This is a genomic window from Streptomyces diastatochromogenes, assembly GCF_002242805.1.
In the GTDB taxonomy this organism is placed as follows: domain Bacteria; phylum Actinomycetota; class Actinomycetes; order Streptomycetales; family Streptomycetaceae; genus Streptomyces; species Streptomyces diastatochromogenes.
The window spans coordinates 51312-70992 of record NZ_MCGQ01000038.1 but is presented as its reverse complement, the minus strand read 5'-3'; the positions used below and the strand labels follow the sequence as shown (position 1 = coordinate 70992).

General features: G+C 72.0%; 14 protein-coding genes. 6 read left to right on the top strand and 8 right to left on the bottom strand.

Annotation, left to right across the window (positions count from 1 at the left end; genetic code table 11):
* The first annotated feature begins 71 nt into the window (after window positions 1–71).
* Genes BEK98_RS35590 through narI form a run of 4 tightly spaced genes read left to right on the top strand, consistent with a single transcriptional unit; the run spans window position 72 to window position 6572 of the window.
* Window positions 72–3755, top strand: a complete 3684-nt coding sequence (locus BEK98_RS35590) for a nitrate reductase subunit alpha (protein WP_094220873.1) — start codon at window positions 72–74, stop codon at window positions 3753–3755.
* The gene (gene narH / locus BEK98_RS35585) at window positions 3755–5350 is read left to right on the top strand and encodes a nitrate reductase subunit beta (protein WP_094220872.1); all 1596 of its coding nucleotides are present in this window, start codon (window positions 3755–3757) and stop codon (window positions 5348–5350) included. The genes BEK98_RS35590 and narH overlap by 1 nt, the downstream gene beginning before the upstream one ends.
* An 8-nt stretch (window positions 5351–5358) precedes the next feature.
* Entirely contained in the window at window positions 5359–5853 is a 495-nt protein-coding gene (gene narJ, locus BEK98_RS35580; protein WP_094220871.1) for a nitrate reductase molybdenum cofactor assembly chaperone, read from the top strand.
* Window positions 5850–6572: a respiratory nitrate reductase subunit gamma gene (gene narI / locus BEK98_RS35575; protein WP_094220870.1), complete on the top strand. Its 723-nt coding sequence runs from the start codon at window positions 5850–5852 to the stop codon at window positions 6570–6572. The genes narJ and narI overlap by 4 nt, the downstream gene beginning before the upstream one ends.
* Before the next feature lie 11 nt (window positions 6573–6583).
* Here the strand turns inward: narI and BEK98_RS35570 are convergent, their stop codons facing one another.
* The 8 genes from BEK98_RS35570 to BEK98_RS35535 all read right to left on the bottom strand — a co-directional run bounded on the left by BEK98_RS35570 (window position 6584) and on the right by BEK98_RS35535 (window position 18187).
* Window positions 6584–9415 carry a M56 family metallopeptidase gene (locus BEK98_RS35570; RefSeq protein WP_094220869.1) on the bottom strand — a complete coding sequence of 944 codons (2832 nt, stop codon included), beginning with the start codon at window positions 9413–9415 and terminating at the stop codon, window positions 6584–6586.
* Complete coding sequence (locus tag BEK98_RS35565) at window positions 9412–9954, bottom strand: hypothetical protein (protein WP_244202113.1); 543 nt, start codon at window positions 9952–9954, stop codon at window positions 9412–9414. Before BEK98_RS35565 ends, BEK98_RS35570 begins: the two co-directional genes overlap by 4 nt.
* Before the next feature lie 96 nt (window positions 9955–10050).
* A complete protein-coding gene (gene dnaK, locus BEK98_RS35560) occupies window positions 10051–11934 on the bottom strand; it encodes a molecular chaperone DnaK (protein WP_094220868.1) in 1884 nt (627 codons plus the stop codon).
* A gap of 139 nt (window positions 11935–12073) precedes the next feature.
* Window positions 12074–12499 carry an OsmC family protein gene (locus BEK98_RS35555; RefSeq protein WP_094220867.1) on the bottom strand — a complete coding sequence of 142 codons (426 nt, stop codon included), beginning with the start codon at window positions 12497–12499 and terminating at the stop codon, window positions 12074–12076.
* Window positions 12500–12566: 67 nt separating this feature from the next.
* Window positions 12567–14369 carry a vWA domain-containing protein gene (locus BEK98_RS35550; protein WP_094220866.1) on the bottom strand — a complete coding sequence of 601 codons (1803 nt, stop codon included), beginning with the start codon at window positions 14367–14369 and terminating at the stop codon, window positions 12567–12569.
* Window positions 14366–15427, bottom strand: a complete 1062-nt coding sequence (locus BEK98_RS35545; protein WP_094220865.1) for an ATP-binding protein — start codon at window positions 15425–15427, stop codon at window positions 14366–14368. Before BEK98_RS35545 ends, BEK98_RS35550 begins: the two co-directional genes overlap by 4 nt.
* Window positions 15428–15506: 79 nt before the next feature.
* The gene (locus BEK98_RS35540) at window positions 15507–17660 is read right to left on the bottom strand and encodes a phage holin family protein (RefSeq protein WP_094220864.1); all 2154 of its coding nucleotides are present in this window, start codon (window positions 17658–17660) and stop codon (window positions 15507–15509) included.
* A 95-nt stretch (window positions 17661–17755) separates the two neighbouring features.
* Entirely contained in the window at window positions 17756–18187 is a 432-nt protein-coding gene (locus tag BEK98_RS35535; RefSeq protein ID WP_094220863.1) for a hypothetical protein, read from the bottom strand.
* Between the two features lie 84 nt (window positions 18188–18271).
* Here BEK98_RS35535 and BEK98_RS35530 point away from each other — a divergent pair, with 84 nt between their 5' ends.
* Complete coding sequence (locus BEK98_RS35530; RefSeq protein ID WP_094220862.1) at window positions 18272–19045, top strand: MBL fold metallo-hydrolase; 774 nt, start codon at window positions 18272–18274, stop codon at window positions 19043–19045.
* A 14-nt stretch (window positions 19046–19059) separates the two neighbouring features.
* Entirely contained in the window at window positions 19060–19674 is a 615-nt protein-coding gene (locus tag BEK98_RS35525) for a DedA family protein (RefSeq protein WP_094221009.1), read from the top strand.
* The last annotated feature ends 7 nt before the right edge of the window (window positions 19675–19681 follow it).

Here is a 19681-nt window from a genome sequence, read left to right as displayed (position 1 = left end):
GGCGGTCTGAACAGGTGCGTATCCCTGCCCGCCCCTAGGTTCTGAACCATGGGGTGAGCAAGGGAGCGCACGTGACGGACACGCAGCAACCACCCAGGGAGCCCGGCGCTGTACTGCTGGGCACCGGGCGGTTCTTCCGGCCGGGCACGCCGGCGCCCGACCTGCACAGCGTGACGCTGACCGGCGGCCGGGAGGCGGACGCCTTCTACCGGGACCGCTGGAGCCACGACAAGGTGGTGCACTCCACCCACGGGGTGAACTGCACCGGCTCCTGCCGGTGGAAGGTGTACGTCAAGGACGGGATCATCACCTGGGAGACGCAGGAGACGGACTATCCGTCGGTGGGCCCGGACCGCCCCGAGTACGAGCCGCGCGGCTGCCCGCGCGGCGCCGCGTTCTCCTGGTACACCTACTCCCCCACCCGGGTGCGCTACCCCTACGTCCGGGGCGTGCTGCTGGAGTTGTACCGGGAGGCGAAGCAGCGGCTCGGCGACCCGGTGCTGGCGTGGGCGGACCTGCAGAACGACCCGGAGCGGCGGCGCCGTTACCAGCGGGCGCGCGGCAAGGGCGGCCTGGTGCGGGCGAGTTGGGACGAGGCCGTGGAGATCGTCGCGGCCGCCCAGGTCCACACCATCAAGGCGTACGGGCCCGACCGCATCGCCGGGTTCTCCCCGATCCCGGCGATGTCGATGGTGTCGCACGCGGCCGGCGCCCGCTACCACTCCCTGATCGGCGCGCCGATGCTGTCGTTCTACGACTGGTACGCGGACCTGCCGGTGGCCTCCCCGCAGGTCTTCGGCGACCAGACGGACGTACCGGAGTCGGGCGACTGGTGGGACGCCGCCTACCTGATCATGTGGGGCTCCAACGTGCCGGTGACGCGGACCCCGGACGCGCACTGGATGGCGGAGGCCCGCTACCGCGGCCAGAAGGTCGTGGTGGTGGCGCCGGACTACGCGGACAACGCCAAGTTCGCCGACGAGTGGCTGCACCCGCACCCCGGCACCGACGGCGCGCTGGCGCTCGCCATGGGACACGTGATCCTCAAGGAGTTCTTCGTCGACCGGGAGACACCGTTCTTCGCGGACTACGTACGGAAGTTCACCGACCTGCCGTTCCTGGTGACACTGCGCGAGCGGGACGGGGCGTACGTACCGGACAAGTTCCTGCGCGCCGGCGACATCGGACAGGCCGGCGAGGGCGCTCAGTGGAAGACGGTCGTCCTGGACCGGGCGAGTGGCCGCGCGGTCGTCCCGAACGGCTCCCTGGGCTTCCGCTGGACCGAGTCCGGCATGGGGAAGTGGAATCTCGAACTCGGCGCTTTCGAACCTGAGTTGAGTCTCTACGGCAGTGAGATCGCGGCCCACGTCGAGGTGCTGCTGCCGCGGTTCGACACCGAGGGCGGGGAGCACGGGCAGGGGCGTGGGGACGTACTGCGGCGCAGCGTGCCGGCGACCCGGCTGGGCGGCGCGGACGGCCCGCTCGTGACGACTGTCTACGATCTACTGCTGGCACAGTACGGGGTGTGGCGGCCCGGTATGCCGGGCGGCTGGCCCGCCTCCTACGAGGACGCACGCTCCCCGGCGACGCCCGCCTGGCAGGAGCGGCACACCTCCGTCCCGGCCGCCCAGTGCGTGAAGATCGCCCGCGAGTTCGCGCGGACCGCCGAGCGGTCCAAAGGCCGCTGCATGATCCTGATGGGCGCCGGCACCAACCACTGGTTCCACTCCGAGACGATCTACCGCGCCTTCCTCGCCCTGCTCCAGCTCACCGGCTGCCAGGGCCGCAACGGCGGCGGCTGGGCGCACTACGTCGGCCAGGAGAAGTGCCGTCCGGTGACGGGCTGGGCGACGCTGGCCGCCGCCTCCGACTGGGCGCGGCCGCCACGGCAGATGATCGGCACCGGGTACTGGTTCCTCAACACCGACCAGTGGCGCTACGACCGTTTCGGCGCCGACGTGCTGGCCTCGCCGCTCGGTGAGGGCCGGTTCGCGGGGATGACGGGGGCCGACTGTCTCGCCCTGTCCGCCCGCGTGGGCTGGATGCCGTCGTATCCGACCTTCGACCGCAACCCACTCGAGCTGGCCGAGGTGTTCGGCGACCCGGTGGCGAAGACGGTGGCCGAACTCCGGGCGGGAACCCTGAAGTTCGCCTGCGAGGACCCGGACGCACCGGAGAACTGGCCGCGCGTGCTCACCCTGTGGCGGGCCAACCTGCTGGGCTCGTCCGCGAAGGGCGCCGAGTACTTCACGAAGCATCTGCTCGGCACCCACTCCTCGCTGCGCGCCGAACAGGCCGCGCCCGGCGAACGGCCCCGGGACGTCGTCTGGCGGGAGGAGGCACCCGAGGGCAAGCTCGACCTGCTGCTGTCGCTGGACTTCCGGCAGACCTCCTCCACCCTGCTGTCGGACGTGGTGCTGCCCGCTGCCACCTGGTACGAGAAGCACGACCTCTCCTCCACCGACATGCACCCCTATGTGCACTCCTTCACCCCGGCCGTGGACCCGCCCTGGCAGGCCCGCACCGACTTCGACACCTTCAAGGCCCTCGCCGAGAAGCTGAGCGAGCTGGCCGTGGACCACCTGGGCGTCCGCAGGGACCTGGTGGCGACCCCGCTCCAGCACGACACCCCGGGCGAGACCGCCCAGCCCGGCGGGGTGGTCCTGGACTGGAAGCGCGGGGAGTGCGACCCCGTGCCCGGGCAGACCCTGCCCCACCTCACCGTCGTGGAGCGGGACTACACGGCGATCGGCGCCGAGTTCGCCGCGCTCGGCCCGCTGGTGGAGGAACTCGGGCTGCCCGCCAAGGGGATCGCCCTGCGGCCGGACGAAGAGGTCGAGCATCTGCGGCAGTTGAACGGCGTCGGCTACCAGGGGCGTCCGTCGCTCGACACCGCCGTGAAGGCCGCGAACACCATTCTGGCCCTGTCCGGCACCACCAACGGGCGCCTGGCCACCCAGGGGTTCCACACGCTGGAGCAGCGCACCGGGCAGGAGATGGCGCATCTGGCCGCCGAGCACGAGGGCAAGCGGATCACCTACGCCGACACGCAGGCGGCGCCGGTGCCGGTGATCACCTCGCCGGAGTGGTCCGGCAGCGAGTCGGGCGGGCGACGGTACACCGCGTTCACGCTGAACACCGAGCACAGCAAGCCGTGGCACACCCTCACCGGCCGCCAGCACTTCTTCCTCGACCACGACTGGATCCACGAACTCGGCGAGGCGCTGCCGGTGTACCGGCCGCCGCTGGACATGAACCGGCTCTTCGGCGAACCACGCCTCGGACCGGACGGACAGCGGGAAGTGACGGTCCGTTACCTCACCCCGCACAACAAGTGGTCCATCCACTCCGAGTACCAGGACAACCTGTTCATGCTGGCCCTCTCCCGGGGCGGCCAGAACATCTGGATGTCCCCGCAGGACGCGGACGCGATCGGAGTGCAGGACAACGACTGGGTCGAGGCGGTCAACCGCAACGGCGTGGTCGTCGCCCGCGCGGTCGTCTCGCACCGGATGCCGGCCGGCACCGTCTACATGCACCACGCACAGGAGCGCACGGTGAACGTGCCGAAGACGGAGACCACCGGAATGCGCGGCGGCATCCACAACACGCTGACCCGGCTGATCCTCAAACCGTCCCATCTGATCGGCGGCTACGCCCAGCTGTCCTGGGCCTTCAACTACCTGGGCCCGACGGGCAACCAGCGTGACGAGGTGACGGTGATCCGCCGCCGCAGCCAGGAGGTCGAGTACTGATGCGCCCGATGGCCCAGATCGCGATGGTCATGAACCTCGACAAGTGCATCGGCTGCCACACCTGTTCGGTCACCTGCAAGCAGACGTGGACCAACCGGCGGGGCATGGAGTACGTCTGGTTCAACAACGTCGAGACCCGGCCCGGGCAGGGCTATCCGCGCCGCTACGAGGACCAGGAGAAGTGGCGCGGCGGCTGGGAGCTGAACCGTCGCGGAGCCCTGAAGCTCAAGGCGGGCGGCCGGCTGCACAAGCTCGCCGGGATCTTCTCCAACCCCAAACTGCCGGAGATCAAGGACTACTACGAGCCCTGGACGTACGACTACCGGAACCTCACCGACGCCCCACTCGGCGACGACTACCCGGTCGCCCGGCCGGTGTCGTCCCTCGACGGCAAGCCGATGAAGATCGGGTGGTCCTCGAACTGGGACGACAACCTTGCGGGCGCCCCGGCCTACGGCGACCTCGACCCGATGGTCGAGCGCACCCGCCAACAGGCCTCGGAGAAGGTGAAGTTCGCGTTCGAGCAGACCTTCATGTTCTATCTGCCGCGGATCTGCGAGCACTGCCTCAACCCCTCGTGCGTGGCCTCCTGCCCGTCGGGGGCGATGTACAAGCGGGCCGAGGACGGCATCGTGCTGGTCGACCAGGACCAGTGCCGGGGCTGGCGGATGTGCGTGACCGGATGCCCGTACAAGAAGGTGTACTTCAACCACGCCACCGGCAAGGCCGAGAAGTGCACCCTGTGCTATCCGCGGATCGAGGTCGGCCTGCCGACGGTCTGCTCCGAGACCTGCGTGGGCCGGCTGCGCTACCTGGGCGTGATCCTCTACGACGCCGACCGGGTGACCGCGGCCGCTTCCGTGCGCGAGGAAAAGGATCTGTACGAGGCCCAGTTGGGCGTCTTCCTCGACCCGGAGGACCCCGCGGTGCGGCAGGCCTGCGAGCGGGCGGGCATCCCGCACGACTGGATCGAGGCCGCCCGCCGCTCCCCCGTGCACGCGCTGATCAGCAGGTACCGGGTGGCGCTGCCGCTGCATCCCGAGTACCGGACCATGCCGATGGTCTGGTACATCCCGCCGCTGTCGCCGGTGGTGGACGCGCTGACCGGGACCGGGCACGACGGGGAGGACGCGCTGAACCTGTTCGGCGCGATCGACACGCTGCGCATCCCGCTGGAGTACCTGGCGGAGATGTTCACGGCGGGCGACACCGGGCCGGTGCGGGCCTCGCTGGACAAGCTCGCCGCGATGCGCTCCCACATGCGCGCGCTCAACCTCGGTGACGTACCGGACCCGGCGATCGCGTCCGCGGTCGGGATGCGGCCGCACGAGATCGAGGAGATGTACCGGCTGCTGGCCATCGCCAAGTACGAGGAGCGGTACGTCATCCCGACCGCCGCCGTCGGCGACGCCCGCCGGCTGGAGGAGTCGGCACTGCCCGCGGGGTGCAGCCTCGACTACGACGGCGGCCCGGGCATGGGCGGCGACGGCCCCTTCGGGCAGGACTCCGGCCGCAGACAGCTGCCGCTGGTGTCCGTCGAGAACTTCCATCTGCTGCGCAAGCGGCAGACCTCCGACCACGCGGACGACGCCTAGGAGACCTGATGCCCTCGGACGCGGTGCTGTACCAGGCGGCGGCGCTCTGCCTGACCTACCCGGACGACGACTTCTTCGCCCGGCTGCCGCTGCTGCGCGAAGCCGCCCCGCAGCTGCGGACGTTCACCGACCACGCGGCGGTCAGCGAGCCGCAGGAGCTGGCCGAGCACTATGTGCAGGTCTTCGACTTCAGGAACCGGCACAGCCTGTATCTGAGCTGGTGGTCGGACGGCGACACCCGGCGGCGGGGCATGTCACTGGTCCGCTTCAAGGAGGTCTACCGGGAGCACGGCCTGGAGTTCAGCGGCGAGGAGCTGCCGGACTTCCTGCCGGCGGTGCTGGAGTTCACCGCCCGCACCGGCAACACCGATCTGCTGACCGAGTACCGCGACGCTCTGGAGCAGCTGCGGTCCCGGCTGACCGACCACGGCACACCGTATGCGGTCGTCCTGGATGCGGTATGCGCCACACTGCCGACCGTATACACCGGGGTGCGCTCATGACCACACTCCTGTGGGGCGCCCTGCCCTACATCGCCTTCGCCCTCCTGGTCGCCGGCCTCGTCTGGCGCTACCGCTACGACAAGTACGGCTGGACCACGCGCTCGTCGCAGGTGTACGAGTCGAGACTGCTGAGCATCGCCTCCCCCTGCTTCCACTACGGCATCCTGTTCGTGCTGGCCGGGCATCTGGTGGGCCTGTTCGTGCCGATGTCCTGGACGCACGCGCTGGGCGTGAGCGAGCACACCTACCACCTGTTCTCGCTGTACGGCGGGACGGCGGCCGGAGTGCTGACGGTCCTCGGGATCCTGTTGCTCGTATACCGTCGACGGACCCGCTCCCCCGTGTTCCGGGCCACCACGGCCAACGACAAGGTGATGTACGTCGTCCTGCTCGCGGCGATCGTGCTGGGCATGACCGCCAAGCTCACCCACCCCTCCGGCGACGGCTACAACTACCGGGAGACGATCGCCCCCTGGGCGCGCAGCCTGTTCACGCTCCGGCCGAGGACGCAGCTGATGGCGGGCGTGCCCGTGCTGTACCAGGTGCACGCGGTGATCGGCATGCTGCTGATCGCGTTCGTGCCGTACAGCCGGCTGGTGCACATGTTCAGCGCACCGGTGCCGTACCTGTTCCGGCCGTACATCGTCTACCGGACACGGGATCCGAAACAGCTCGGGCCGCGGCCGGAGCGGCGGGGCTGGGAGCGGCTGGGCAGCTGACCCGGGACCGGTCAAGCGGCCTTCCACTCCGGCCACCTTTTCAGCGCGGCGGAGACACGGTCCGTCAGGGGCGGCAGGGTCACCTGTGCCTGTTTGAAGGCTGCGACGAGCTGCTGCAGCATCCTGGTGTTGCGATCGACGTCGTCCCCCGAGCCGTCGAGGACCGCCTTGCACTCCCCGGCCGCGTCCCCGCCGCGGTCCAGCAGGGTGGACCACTTCCGGTCCAGGCCGGGGTCGGGCACCCGTAGATGGCGGCGGGCGGTGGCCGTGTCGCGAGCCAGGTCGTCGCACAGGGGGTGAAGGGTGTCGCCGTCGAAGGACCCCTTGTCGGCGTTCACACCCTTGAACCACTTCGCGAATTCGTCGTACCGGTTGGCCAGCGCCACGATGTCGGACTGGCCGCCCACCTTGAACCAGGCCAGGAGCTGGAAGTCGCGCACCTTTTCGGCGGTGCCGGCCGGTTCGGGGCGGGCCGGCACGGCCGAGGGCGTGCTGCCGTCGCCCGGCATCGGGTTCGTGACGACGGCCGTGAGGACGATCCCGGCCACCCCCGCGACGGCCACCACGGTCCGGGCCGGCCAGGAGCGTCGTACGGCGCCCGAGGACACCGACTCGCACTCCGCGCGGGGCAGTTGGGCTGCGGCGGTCGCGGCGAGGGCGGCTCCGAAGAAGGCCGGTGTCACCGGTTGGGCGAGCAGCTCGGTCAGTGTCCAGGAGGCGTCGGGCAGCACGTGGCAGGTGTCGCCCATGACCCGCAGCGGGCCGAGGCAGCCGTCGGCGGCCTGGAGGACGAACTGTCCGGCCAGCACGACGACCTGCGCGATGGCCGCCGCCGTCAGGGCACGGGGCAGGCGGTGGGTGCGGGTGGTCGCGGCGACCACGGCCGCCGTGCCCACCACCCCGGCCCACAGGGCGACCACCCGCCACCACAGGTAGACCACTCCGTAGGCGAGGGTCCGTTCCTCCAGCGGAGGGCGCCAGGAGTGGACGTACGCCATCACCGCCGCCACGGCGGCGACGCCCGCGACGCCTCCGGCCAGCCCGGCGAGGACGGTGGAGCGCAGCCCCTCCGTCCTCGGCCGCCGTAACAGCAGCACTGCCGGATACGCCCACAGCGCCACCGCGGCGGCGGCGTTCGTCGGGGACGCGCCCGCGATGGCCAGGCTGATCAGCACCGAGCCGATCCAGGGCAGCACGGACGCGTACGGGGCGAAGCTGTCCCAGGGGCCCGGGAAGGAGTCCCGGGCCAGTTCCGACATGCCGCCGGCCGCGAAGATGTCCCCCGTCATCCACAGCTGGCCCTCGTGCAGCCACCAGTCCAGCCCCGCAGCCGCCACGACGGACCCGGCGACGGCCGTGCCGAGGACGGCCCGGCGCGGCACGGCACGCCCGCTCGGTGCGGCCCGCAGGTGCAGCCGGACGCACTGGGCGAGCCAGGCGACGAAGACGACGGAGCCGAGGAGCGGGAAGAGGAGCGGTTCCACGTGCTCGGGCCACCAGCCTGGCTGTACGGTCGGCCCGGACAGCAGCTCCCCGCAGACCAGGCCGAGCCCGAGGGCGAGCCCCGCCCGCATGCCCCTGGGTCCGGGCGCCTGGGCGTGGACGGCGTACAGGACCGCCCGCCAGACCGCGACCGTCAGCACGCACGCGGCGAGAGACCCGACGATCCAGGCGGCCGCGTCCCTGTTCCACACCGCCGCCAGCGCGTTCCCGGTGACGAGCGTGACCACGCCGAGCAGGAACAGCGGCACGTCCGTCAGCGTGAACAACCCCGCCGGGTTGCGCAGCGACTGCCACCGCTCGGCCCAGGAGGGGTGGCTGCGCCACAGCGAGGTGACGGCCCGGGTCGCCGAGCGGTCCTGGGTACGCCGTTCGGCCTGCGCCGCCCAGACGGCCGGGTCGGCGCCCAGGGCGACCGCGCCCCGGTCGGCGTACAGCTCACGGTGGCGCAGGGTGTCGGCGCGGGCCAGGACGACCAGCAGGAACAGGAACGCGGCGACGGCGATCGCCTTGATCGTGGCCGGCCGGCTGGCCGGCCAGAAGACCTCGTCGGCGCCCAGGAACACATGGAAGAACTGCGCCGCGACCAGGCTCCCGCCGATCAGGAGCGTGTACGGGACGACGACCAGCGCCAGGAAGACCCGCCACAGTGCCGTCACCGCGTAGGCGATGTCCACGTCCCGGTGGCGGAGGTGGGCCAGTTCGTGCAGGACCACGGCCTCGAAGCGGGCGGAGTCCACGCGACGGGCGTGCAGCAGGCCGCTGTTCAGACAGAGCGTGCGGCGGCCGGCCCGGCCGTGGACGACCGCGCCGGGATCGAGGGCGAGCCGGTCGACCACGAGGTCGGGCAGGGACCGCACCCCGGCACGCTGTGCGAGCCGTACGACCTCGGCCCGCACCTCGCCCTGCGGGTCCCGTGTGTGCAGCGGCTCCACGCCGCGTCGGCTCCGCTTCCAGCGCGGCAGCAGCAGATACAGCCCAACGGCCGCCAGCAGCACGGTGCCGGTCCCGGCCAGCCCGTACCAGCGCGGGACCGCCGGCGCACCCTCGGCGCACGCCCGCACCGCCTGGGCCTGCGCCGGGTCCCGCACCAGCTCGTCGATCAGCTTGCCCCCGGGGTCGAACCCGGCGGCGAAGTCGCACACCAACTGCACGTCCTGGTACGGCAGCGGCCGCAGAATGCCGCTCAGCATCTCGACCATGGCCACCACCATGGCGACGACCAGCACGAGGAAGCGCAGGGTGGTGCCCGCGGGCAGTGCGCCGGGGTCGGGGCCGGCGGGAGGGGGCGGGGCGGACTCGGGATCCGGGCGAGACGCCGGGGTCTGAGTGGCCCCGCTCATGTCGCCGAGGCTCCGTCCTGTTCGGAGCGCTCCGCCGGTTCGGAGCCCCCCGCCTGCTCAGCGCCCTCCGCCGGTTCGGCGCCCTCCGTTCCGGCCAGCGCCAGCCTCGCGACCACGCTGTCCGCCAGGGCCTCCGCGTCCGGCTCGGGGAGCCCGCGGCGTACCGCCTCCGTGCGCACCCGGTGTCGTACGGCCGCCAGTTGGTCCCGGTCGAGGTCCGGGACCTCGGGCGGGGCGGTCGGGCGGCGGCTCGGCGGGCGCAGGCGGCCCAGGGCGCGGGACAGCAGGCGGCCGGTCGCCTCCGCCACCGCGGCCCGGCAGGCCTCGTCGACCGCCAGCAGCACGACAGGCGTGACGAATGCCGTGACCTCGGAAAGGCCGAAGCCGAGGGGGTCACCGCCCCTTCCGTCGTTCGCCTGTCGCAGCCGCCGTACGACGAGCCCGTAGTCCATCCCCGTCAGATCGTCGACCAACGGACGCTCGTCCGGCGCCCGTTGGTCCACGACGTCCCGCACCACGTCCAGCACGGTCGCGCGCATGCGTCCCCTCCCTGACTGTCCCGCACGTCTCTGCCGACCAGCAACACCAGCATCACTGCTGTACGGGCTTTGCGGTAGCGGGCGCGGGCGCGACAACTAGGCGGCGCCGCCCTTCGTGTCCCGTTCGTCGTCGACGATCTCCGCGTCCACCACGCCTTCTTCGTCGGTCCCGGTGCTCTGTTCCTCGGCGGAACCGGCCGAACCGGCCGAACCGGCGGAGGCCGAGGGCTGGGCCTGGGCGTACATGGCCTGCCCCATCTTCTGGCTGACCGTGGCGAGTTTCTCGACTCCCGTGCGCAGGGCGGCCGTGTCGGCGTTCTGCTCCAGCAGGGTCTTGAGTTCCGTGGCCGCCTCCTCGACCTCGGTGCGGGTGTCGGCGGGCACGCGGTCCTGGTTGTCGCGGATGAACTTCTCGGTCTGGTAGACGAGTTGCTCGGCCTGGTTGCGGGTCTCGGCGGCCTCCTTGCGCTGCCGGTCGTCCTCGGCGTACTGCTCGGCCTCCCGCATCATGCGGTCGATGTCGTCCTTGGGGAGCGCGGAGCCGCCGGTGACGGTCATCTTCTGTTCCCGTCCGGTCGCGAGGTCCTTCGCGGAGACGTGCATGATGCCGTTGGCGTCGATGTCGAAGGCCACCTCGATCTGCGGGACGCCGCGCGGGGCGGGCGGCAGGCCGGTGAGGTCGAAGACGCCGAGCTTCTTGTTGTAGGCGGCGATCTCGCGTTCGCCCTGGTACACCTGGATGCCGACCGAGGGCTGGTTGTCGGTGGCGGTGGTGAAGATCTCCGAACGGCGGGTCGGGATCGTGGTGTTCCGCTCGATCAGCTTGGTCATGATGCCGCCCTTGGTCTCGATGCCCAGGGACAGCGGGGTGACGTCCAGGAGGAGGACGTCCTTGACGTCGCCGCGGAGCACGCCCGCCTGGAGGGTGGCGCCGACCGCCACCACCTCGTCGGGGTTGACGCCCTTGTGCGGGTCCTTGCCGGTCAGCTCCTTGACCAGTTCGGTGACCGCGGGCATCCGGGTCGAGCCGCCGACGAGGATGACGTGGTCGATGGCGGAGAGCTTCAGGTTGGCGTCCTTGACCGCCTGGTGGAAGGGGGTCTTGCAGCGGTCCAGCAGGTCCGCGGTCAGTTCCTGGAACTGGGCGCGGGTCAGCTTCTCCTCCAGGTGCAGCGGGCCCTCGGCGGAGGCGGTGATGTAGGGCAGGTTGATCGAGGTCTCCGAGGACGAGGACAGCTCGATCTTGGCCTTCTCCGCGGCCTCGCGCAGCCGCTGCACCGCCATCTTGTCGCCGCCGAGGTCGATGCCGTACTGCCCCTTGAACCGCTTGACCAGGTGGTCGACGACCCGCTGGTCCCAGTCGTCGCCGCCGAGGTGGGTGTCGCCGTTGGTGGCCTTCACCTCGATGACGCCGTCGCCGATCTCCAGCAGGGACACGTCGAAGGTGCCGCCGCCCAGGTCGAAGACGAGCACGGTCTGCTCCTCGCCGCGGTCCAGGCCGTAGGCGAGGGCGGCGGCCGTGGGCTCGTTGATGATCCGCAGCACCTTCAGGCCGGCGATCTCCCCGGCCTCCTTGGTCGCCTGCCGCTGGGCGTCGTCGAAGTACGCGGGTACGGTGATCACCGCGTCCGTGACGTCCTCGCCGAGGTAGGCCTCCGCGTCCCGCTTCAGCTTCTGCAGCACCCGCGCCGACAGCTCCTGGGCGCGCAGCCGGGCGCCGTCCACCGTGCCCTGCTCGGGGAAGCGCCAGCCCCCGTCGCCCATGTGCCGCTTCACCGAGCGGGCGGTGCGCTCCACGTTCGTCACGGCCTGCCGTTTGGCGACCTCGCCGACCAGCACCTCGCCGTTCTTCGCGAACGCCACCACGGAGGGGGTCGTCCGCGCGCCCTCCGCGTTGGTGACGACGGTGGGCTCGCCGCCCTCCAGGACGGCCACCACCGAGTTCGTCGTCCCGAGATCGATCCCGACCGCACGTGCCATGGTCCGTTCCCTTCCGCCAGGGCGCCTCGCACCCTTCCAGCACAAAGCGCGCGTACGGCGCTGTCAATGGACGAATACCCGGAAACGGCGATGCCGCGCCCCTGCGGGGGAGCGCGGCATCGTGGAGGTCGTACGGCGGTCAGGCCAGCTCGGCCGTCAGGGTGATGGTCGTACCGGTCAGGGCCTGGCTGACCGGGCAGTTCTTCTTGGCGTCCTCGGCCGCCGAGGCGAAGCCCTCCGCGTCCAGGCCCGGCACCTCGCCGCGGACGGTGAGGTGGATGCCGGTGATGCCCTCGCCGGGCTGGAAGGTGACGTCGGCGTTGGTCTCCAGGCGGGTGGGCGGGGTGCCGGCGCCGGCCAGGGCGTGCGAGAGCGCCATGGAGAAGCAGCTGGAGTGGGCGGCCGCGATCAGCTCCTCCGGGCTGGTCTTGCCGTTCGCCTCCTGGGAGCGCGAGGCCCACGTCACCGGCTGACCCGCGATGCCGGAGGAGTCGAAGGTGATGTCGCCCTTGCCGTGGAGCAGGTCGCCTTCCCAGACGGTGTGTGCGGTGCGCGTGGTGGCCACGGTGGTTCCTTTCGCGTGTGGGTCCCGTGTGCGGGTTCCTGCGTTCCCCATCCGATCACATCCGGGCTCACCGCACCCTGAAGACCGGGCCACGCGGGGTGAACGGAAGGCGACCACCCTGCGGGATCAGATAGGCGTGCTCGCGCCGAACCCGCAGCACGTCGCACCAGCCGTCGGTGATCACCAGCACCGGTGCGCCCGGCGGGAAGTCGTCGGCGCGGTGCAGCAGGTCGATACCGGGCTGCAGGACCGTACCGCCGCGCCCGTGCACCCGTACCCGGCCGGCGATCTCGGTGACCGGTACATAGCCCGCGTCGTGCGGGGCGGCGTCGCAGAACACCACGCGGGCGGCCGGTACGTCGCGGGCCTCGGCGTAGGAGGCGATGGCGCCGAGGGCCTTGCCGAGCAGGGTGCGGTCCATGGAGCCGGAGGTGTCGAGGACGACACCGAAGGTGCAGCGGGCGATCTCCTCGGGCGGGAAGTAGCGGCCCGCGCGGGGGATGTCGGGGGTGGCGGACTGGCGGCGCGAGGGACGGGCGTAGGACCGGACCGGCTGCGGGCTCGGCACGAACTCGTCGAACCAGCGGGCCAGTCGGGCGTCCCAGGGCAGCGGCGGGTGGCTGAGCGCGCGGATCTCCTCGACCAGCCCGCCGGGCAGGAAGCCCCGTTCCTGCCCCTGGTGCAGATCCAGGCCCCGGACCAGGCCGCGGCGGTAGAACTCGTCCAGGTCGACGGGAGCGCCGGGCGGGCCGAGCGGGGCGCCGAGGACGTCGCCGAGGCCCTTGCCGCGCAGGGTGGCGAGCCGGCGCATGCGGCGCAGGTCGCCGGCGATCCGGTCGTAGACCTCCTCGGCGGACAGACCCGCCAGCTGCGGGTCGTGCAGCAGTCCGTCGGGCATGGTGCCGACCTGCATCTCGGCGAGCCAGCCGTTGATGACGTAGTCGCAGGCGACGTTGAACAGGTAGGGGTCGCGGGTGCCGCAGCGGTCGCCGTGGTGCAGGGCGGCGTGCAGCATCTCGTGGGCGAGGATGAACCGCCACTCCTCGTCCTCGAAGGTGCGCAGCGGGTTGACGTAGATCTCGCCGGCCTCGGCGTTGACGGCGGCGACGGCGATGCCGTGGGCGCGGGCGAGTTCGGCGTCGGCGACCAGGGTGATGCCGGCCGCGATGCCACCGAGGAGCGGGTAGGAGGAGACGAACCAGCTCAGGGCCCGCTCCCAGGGGCGCAGCCGGGTGGGGCCGCCGGTCATGGAGTCGCGGCGGCCGCCGGCCAGATCCATGGCGGTGGCCATGGTGCGGGTGAGACCGTGGGCGAAGGCGAGCTGCCAGTCGGGGGGCTTCTGGAGGTATCCGGTCCAGGGCACGAGGAGCTGGTCGGGTTCGGTGCCGGCCGTGCCGCAGCGCTCGTACCGGGCCGGGATGTGCTCGTCGCGGCGCCAGCGGGCGGCGATCCGCTCCTCGTCGCCGTCGGGGTAGGAGGCGGGGAGGTCGTCGGGGGTGCGGCCGACGGGGAAGGTGAGCAGGAAGCGATTGACGACGGCGCAGCGCGCGGCGAGGTCGTAGCGGTCCGGCTGGACGCGTTCGCCCTTGGCGGCGGGGACGTGTCCGAAGCCGAGGTGGATCAGGCCGTGGGCGATGGCCCAGGCCCACTCGTCGGGCTCCGCCCGGCGGGTGGGGTGCAGGTGGACGCGGCCGCCGGAGTCGATGCGGACCAGGCCCTGGCGGGGCGAGGCGGAGCAGTCCTCACGGCGGCACAGGTCGGCCTCGATCGCGGCGAGCGCCGGGTTGGCCCACACCAGCTGGACACCCTTGGCGCAGTCCTCGGCGGCCGGATCCGGCTTCTTCTTGGTCTTCGCGCCGCGGCTGCTCATCGCCGGGCCTCGACCAGCCGGGGCATGTCCCGGGCGGCCTCGATGAGGAACCAGCCGGGCAGGACGGGGTTGCCGTCGGCGTCGGAGGCGATGACGCTCTGGGCGACCTCGACGGAGATCTCGGCGAGCTGCACCAGCAGGGACTTGGCGCGGTAGGCGGTCTGCCGGCCGTTGGCCGACATGTGCTCCTTGCTGACCGGCAGCTCCTTGACCAGGCGGCCGCGGAAGGACTCGGCGAGGTAGTACAGCAGGTCGCGGTCCTCCAGGCGGTGCGGCCAGCGGGCGTCGCCCTTGAGGATCGCCTCGATGCCGAACCGGCTGCGGACGATCTTGACGTAGCCGCAGAAGGCGGTGGCGTGCGTGGGGGTGAGGGTGCCGTGCGCGAGGACGCTCAGGGTGGGCTCGTCGAGGTCGTCTCCGAAGGAGTGCAGGGCGTCGGAGAGCATGTGCCAGGAGCGGGGCGTGGAAAAGGGCTCCTCGGTCTTCGGCGGCTTGGACCACAGGTGGTCGGGCCGGTCGGTGAGGTGGTCCAGGATCCACGGGTGGATGCCGTGGCCCGCGGCCCAGGCGAGCCAGTCCTTCGGGGAGGCCTCGAGATGGACGTGGGCGAGCCGGTTGACCAGGGCGGAGGCGATGGGCCGGGCGAGGGCGTTGTCGGTGGCGCGGTTGCCGGCGCCGATGACGATGGATCCCTCGGGCAGCTCGTAGCTGCCGATGCGGCGGTCGAGGATGAGCGAGTAGAAGGCCTTCTGCACGTCCGGGGTGGCCGCGTTCAGCTCGTCCAGGAACAGGCAGTACGGCTCGTCCCGGGCGATGGTCTCCGGCGGGCAGAAGACGGAGCGCCCGTCGCGGATCTGCGGCACACCGATCAGGTCCTCGGGGGCGAGCTGGGTGCCGAGCAGGCTCACGCACTCCAGTCCGAGCGAGGCGGCGAACTCCCGTACCAGGGAGGACTTTCCGATGCCGGGGGCGCCCCAGACGAAAACGGGCCGGACGGTGGCGAGGCCGAGCAGCAGCTCGGGGAGACGGGCAGGGGTGACCGTGACGGCAGCCTGCAAAGCAGAGGCTCCTTGGGGATGTTCGAGGATGTGCGACTCGAACAGTGTGGGTGTACGTCCCCTCGGGCGCAGCCGAATTTCAGGCGGCCCGCTCCTCCTCCGCCGCCTCGGTGATCGGCACCTGGGGTCCGTTCAGCTCGCTCAGCCACCCGCGCAGTACGTGGTGCACGTCCTCGGCGCCGGTCAGTTCCCCGTCCGGCGCGGACAGGGTGAGCGGGGAGAGCAGGAAGGGGTGGGACTGGGCGCCGCCGAGGCCGCCGTGGGAGCCGATCTGCTCCTCGAAGGCGAGGACTTCGCCGTCGGCGGGGTCGTGGAGGGAGTTGACCATGATGTCGGCGGTGTGCGGGAAGGAGTGGGTGCGGCGCACGGCGTCGGCGGCGCCGGGGCCGAACCGGGCCAGCGGGCCGGGCTGGTGGTCCAGGTCGGCCAGCGGGATCTCGGTGCCGTACGGGCCGAGCAGCACGCCGTCGTGTTCCTCGCTGCGCACCAGCAGGAAGCCGATGCCGGGGTGGTTGGCGAGGGTGGTGAGCAGGGCGGGGTGGCGGGCCTCGATCTCCTCCTTGGTCATGCGGTGCGGCACGTCCGGGAAGGAGACCAGGCCGAGGTTGCCGGAGGCCAGCACGATCGGCTCGGAGTTCCGGGCGGGCCGGTGCTGCTCGCCCTTCTCCTCCACGGGGCGGCGCAGGGCCGCGCGGACGGCGGTGCGGGCCTCGGCGCCGCTGTGCGTCCGCTCGGCCCGGCGGGGCACGGGCAGTCCGCAGCCGGCGCGGACGAGGTCGGTGAGGGTGAGGCCGTAGCGGGCGCGGAAGGTCTCGCCGGGGCTCTGGCCGTGGTCGGACAGGACGACGATCCGGTAGGGGCGCGGGGCGTGTTCGGCGGCCTTCTCGATGAGCGCGAGGGACCGGTCCAGGCGCTGCAGGACCTTCTCGGCGTCCCGGCTGCGCGGTCCGGAGTGGTGGGCGACCTCGTCGTAGGCGACGAGGTCGGCGTAGACGGAGGTGCGGCCGACGAGCAGGTCGCCCATCACGGCGGCGACCACGACGTCCCGTTCGACGACGGTGGCGAAGGCGCGCACGAAGGGGTAGAGGCCGCCGCGGCTCACGCGGGGCCGCTGTCTGCGGATGCGGGCCCGGGTGGACTGGACGATCTCGCGGGCGACCTCGGCGACGAAGGACAGGGCGGTGCGCACCGCGTTGGCGGGGTCGGAGAAGTAGGCGAAGTAGCCCGCGCGGGAGCGGTTGTCCCGGCCGCGGCGGCGGGTGGCGATGGACAGCACGAGGGCCTGTTCGCCCGCGCCGCCGCCGAACAGGTTGCCTCGGCTGGCTCCGTCGACGGTGAGCAGTCCACCGTCGCCTGTATGCAGTATGGCGCGGTGCTGCAGTTCGGCGGCGCTCGTCGGCCGGTTGCACACCATCACCTCGCCCCGGTCCTTCTCGTACCAGCGGAAGGCCGGCACGTCGAAGGTGCTGCCGTGCAGGATGCCGAGCTGACTGGCGCCGGTCTGGCTGGACCAGTCGGTACGCCAGGGGGCGAGCCGGTGGGTCGGCTGTATACGGTCGACCGCCTCCCGCGTACGGTCGACGGACTCCTGCGTACCGTCGACCGCCTCCCGCGTACCGCCAACGGCCTCCTGCTCACCGTCACCTGTCGCCAGCCAGCGGCCGACGGTCGGCATCAGGCCCTTGCGGACGGCATCGGTCAGCACGTCGTGGCCGACGCCGTCGAGCTGGACGCAGACCAGGCCGGGCGTGGCCGCGCACGGCGGACCGGCTCTGCGGCGGCGGTCGGCCAGCCGCAGCAGCCGGCGGCGGTAGGCGTCGTCGTCGCGTACGGCGAGGGCGGCGCCGGTGGCCGAGGCGACGGCGGACATCACGGCGGCCACGATGACGGCGGTCTCCGGGGCGACCTCGCCCCGTCCGGAGGGGTTGATGCGCAGGGCGAGCAGCAGCAGGGAACCGTTGAGGAAGAAGACCAGCAGGCCGAGGACGAACGCGGGCACGAGCAGCAGCAGCCGTACCAGGAGCGGCCACACCACGGCCGAGAGCAGACCGAAGGCCCCGGCCCCGCACGCGGCGGTGACGGCTATCTGCGTGGCGCTGTCGCCGTCGGCGGACTGGAGCCTGAAGTCGGGCAGGAGGCCGGCGAGCACGAGCATCGTGAGCGTGGAGACCGCCCACACCGTGACGCTCCGCCCGATCTGACTGGCGATCCGCCGCCACCGCACGCCCCGCACGCCCCCTGCACCTCGCGTCCCGGCCCGCTCGGTCACCGGGCCTCACTCCACCTTGTCACACGGGACGGAGCCCGGCCGGGCGGGGCGACGAGCCCTCACCGCCCGTCGTAGCCCGCCGTCGGCATGGACAGCCTGCGGTGCACCCGCGCCTTCATCTGCGCGTCGTACGACGGCTCGGCCCGCCCCACCGTCTCCACCCGCACCCCGCGCCGCGCGCACTCGGCGGTGAACTCCTCCACCGAGGACAGGGCACGCTCCAGCACGCGCCGGCTGGGTGCGACGAACACGTCCACACCGGGCCGTACGCCGTCCCACAGTGCGCAATGGTCGAAACGCAGCCCGCCGACGAGAAGTTCCCGCGCGACCACATAGCCGCGCTCCGCCGCCCACCGGGCACACATGGCGTGCTGGCTGCGGGAGTCGACCAGGAACGGGTCCGCCTCCAGCTCCTCCAGAGGCGTCAGGCTCGCGATGGCGGTGACCCGCACCTGCGCGAGCCCGCCGGAGGCACCCCGCAGTTGTCCCATGGCGTCCCCCTCACCTCCGGGTTTCGCCGCCGACCCTACTCCTGCCCGTAGGCTTCGGGGGAGTCGCGCGAGGAGGCGAAGAAGGTGCCGGTGGAGATCACCTGGTGGGGTCACGCCACCTGCACGCTCCTGGATTCGAACATACGGGTGCTCACCGATCCCCTGTTCGCGAGCAGGCTCGCGCATCTGCGCCGCCGCCGGGGCGCGGTGCCCCCCGCCGAGGCCCACCGCGCGGACGTGGCGCTCGTCTCCCATCTGCACGCCGACCATCTGCACGTGCCCTCGCTGGCCGCCCTCGCCCCGGGCACGCGCCTACTCGTGCCCCGGGGCGCACGACGGGCGGTCCCCGGGCTGCGCCGGCTGCGGCATCTGGAGATCACCGAGGTGGGCCCGGGGGACGCGGTCCGGGTCGGGGACCTGGTGGTCCGGGCGGTGCCCGCGCGGCACGACGGGCGCCGGCTGCCGGTCGGCCCGCACCGCTCCCCCGCGCTCGGATACGTCGTCGAGGGCGAGGCGCGGACCTACTTCGCCGGGGACACGGGGCTGTTCGACGGCATGGCCGAGCAGGTCGGGCCGGTGGACGTGGCCCTGCTCCCGGTGGGCGGCTGGGGGCCGTACCTCGGCGAGGGGCACCTGGACGCGGGGCGGGCGGCCCGGGCGCTGGCCCGGCTGGCGCCGCGGGTCGCGGTGCCGGTGCACTACGGGACGTACTGGCCGATCGGCATGGACGCGGTGCGCCCGCACGAATTCCACGCGCCGGGCGACGAGTTCGTACGCCTGGCGGCCGCGGCGGCGCCGCAGGTGGCCGTGCACAAGCTCGGGCACGGGGAAAGTGTGCGGCTGGAGGTCGCGCGGTGAGATGGTCCGCCGCGGTGGCGCTGGCCGCTGCTTCCACGTCCACGGTGCCGCGGGAGTCGACGCAGCAGGCGATCGGGTATCCGTCCTTGTTCCTGCTGGTGCTCATCGGGGCGTTGGTGCCGGTGGTGCCTACAGGGGCGCTGGTGAGTTCGGCCGCGGTGGTGGCGTTCCATCAGACGGCGCCGTTCTCTTTGCTGCTGGTGTTCGTCACGGCTTCGCTGGCGGCCTTTCTGGGGGATGCGACGCTGTACTGGCTGGGGCAGCGGGGGATGCGGTCGCGGAACGGGTCGCGGTGGCTGGAGGCGATTCGGGCCCGTGCTCCGGAGGAGCGGCTTGCTCAGTCCCGGGAGAAGTTGGCCGAGCACGGGGTGGCTGTGCTGGTGCTGTCCCGGCTGGTGCCGGCCGGGCGGTTGCCGGTGATGTTGGCCTGTCTGGTGGCCGAGTGGCCCTTGCGGCGGTTCAGTCGGGGGAACCTGCCGGCTTGTCTGGCTTGGGCGTTGACGTATCAGGTGATCGGGATTCTGGGGGGTTCCCTGTTTCCGGAGCCTTGGGAGGGGGTGGTGGCCGCGGTGGGGTTGACGGTGGTGATCAGCGTGGTTCCGAGTCTGGTGCGGCGGGTTTCGCGGTAGCGCCGTT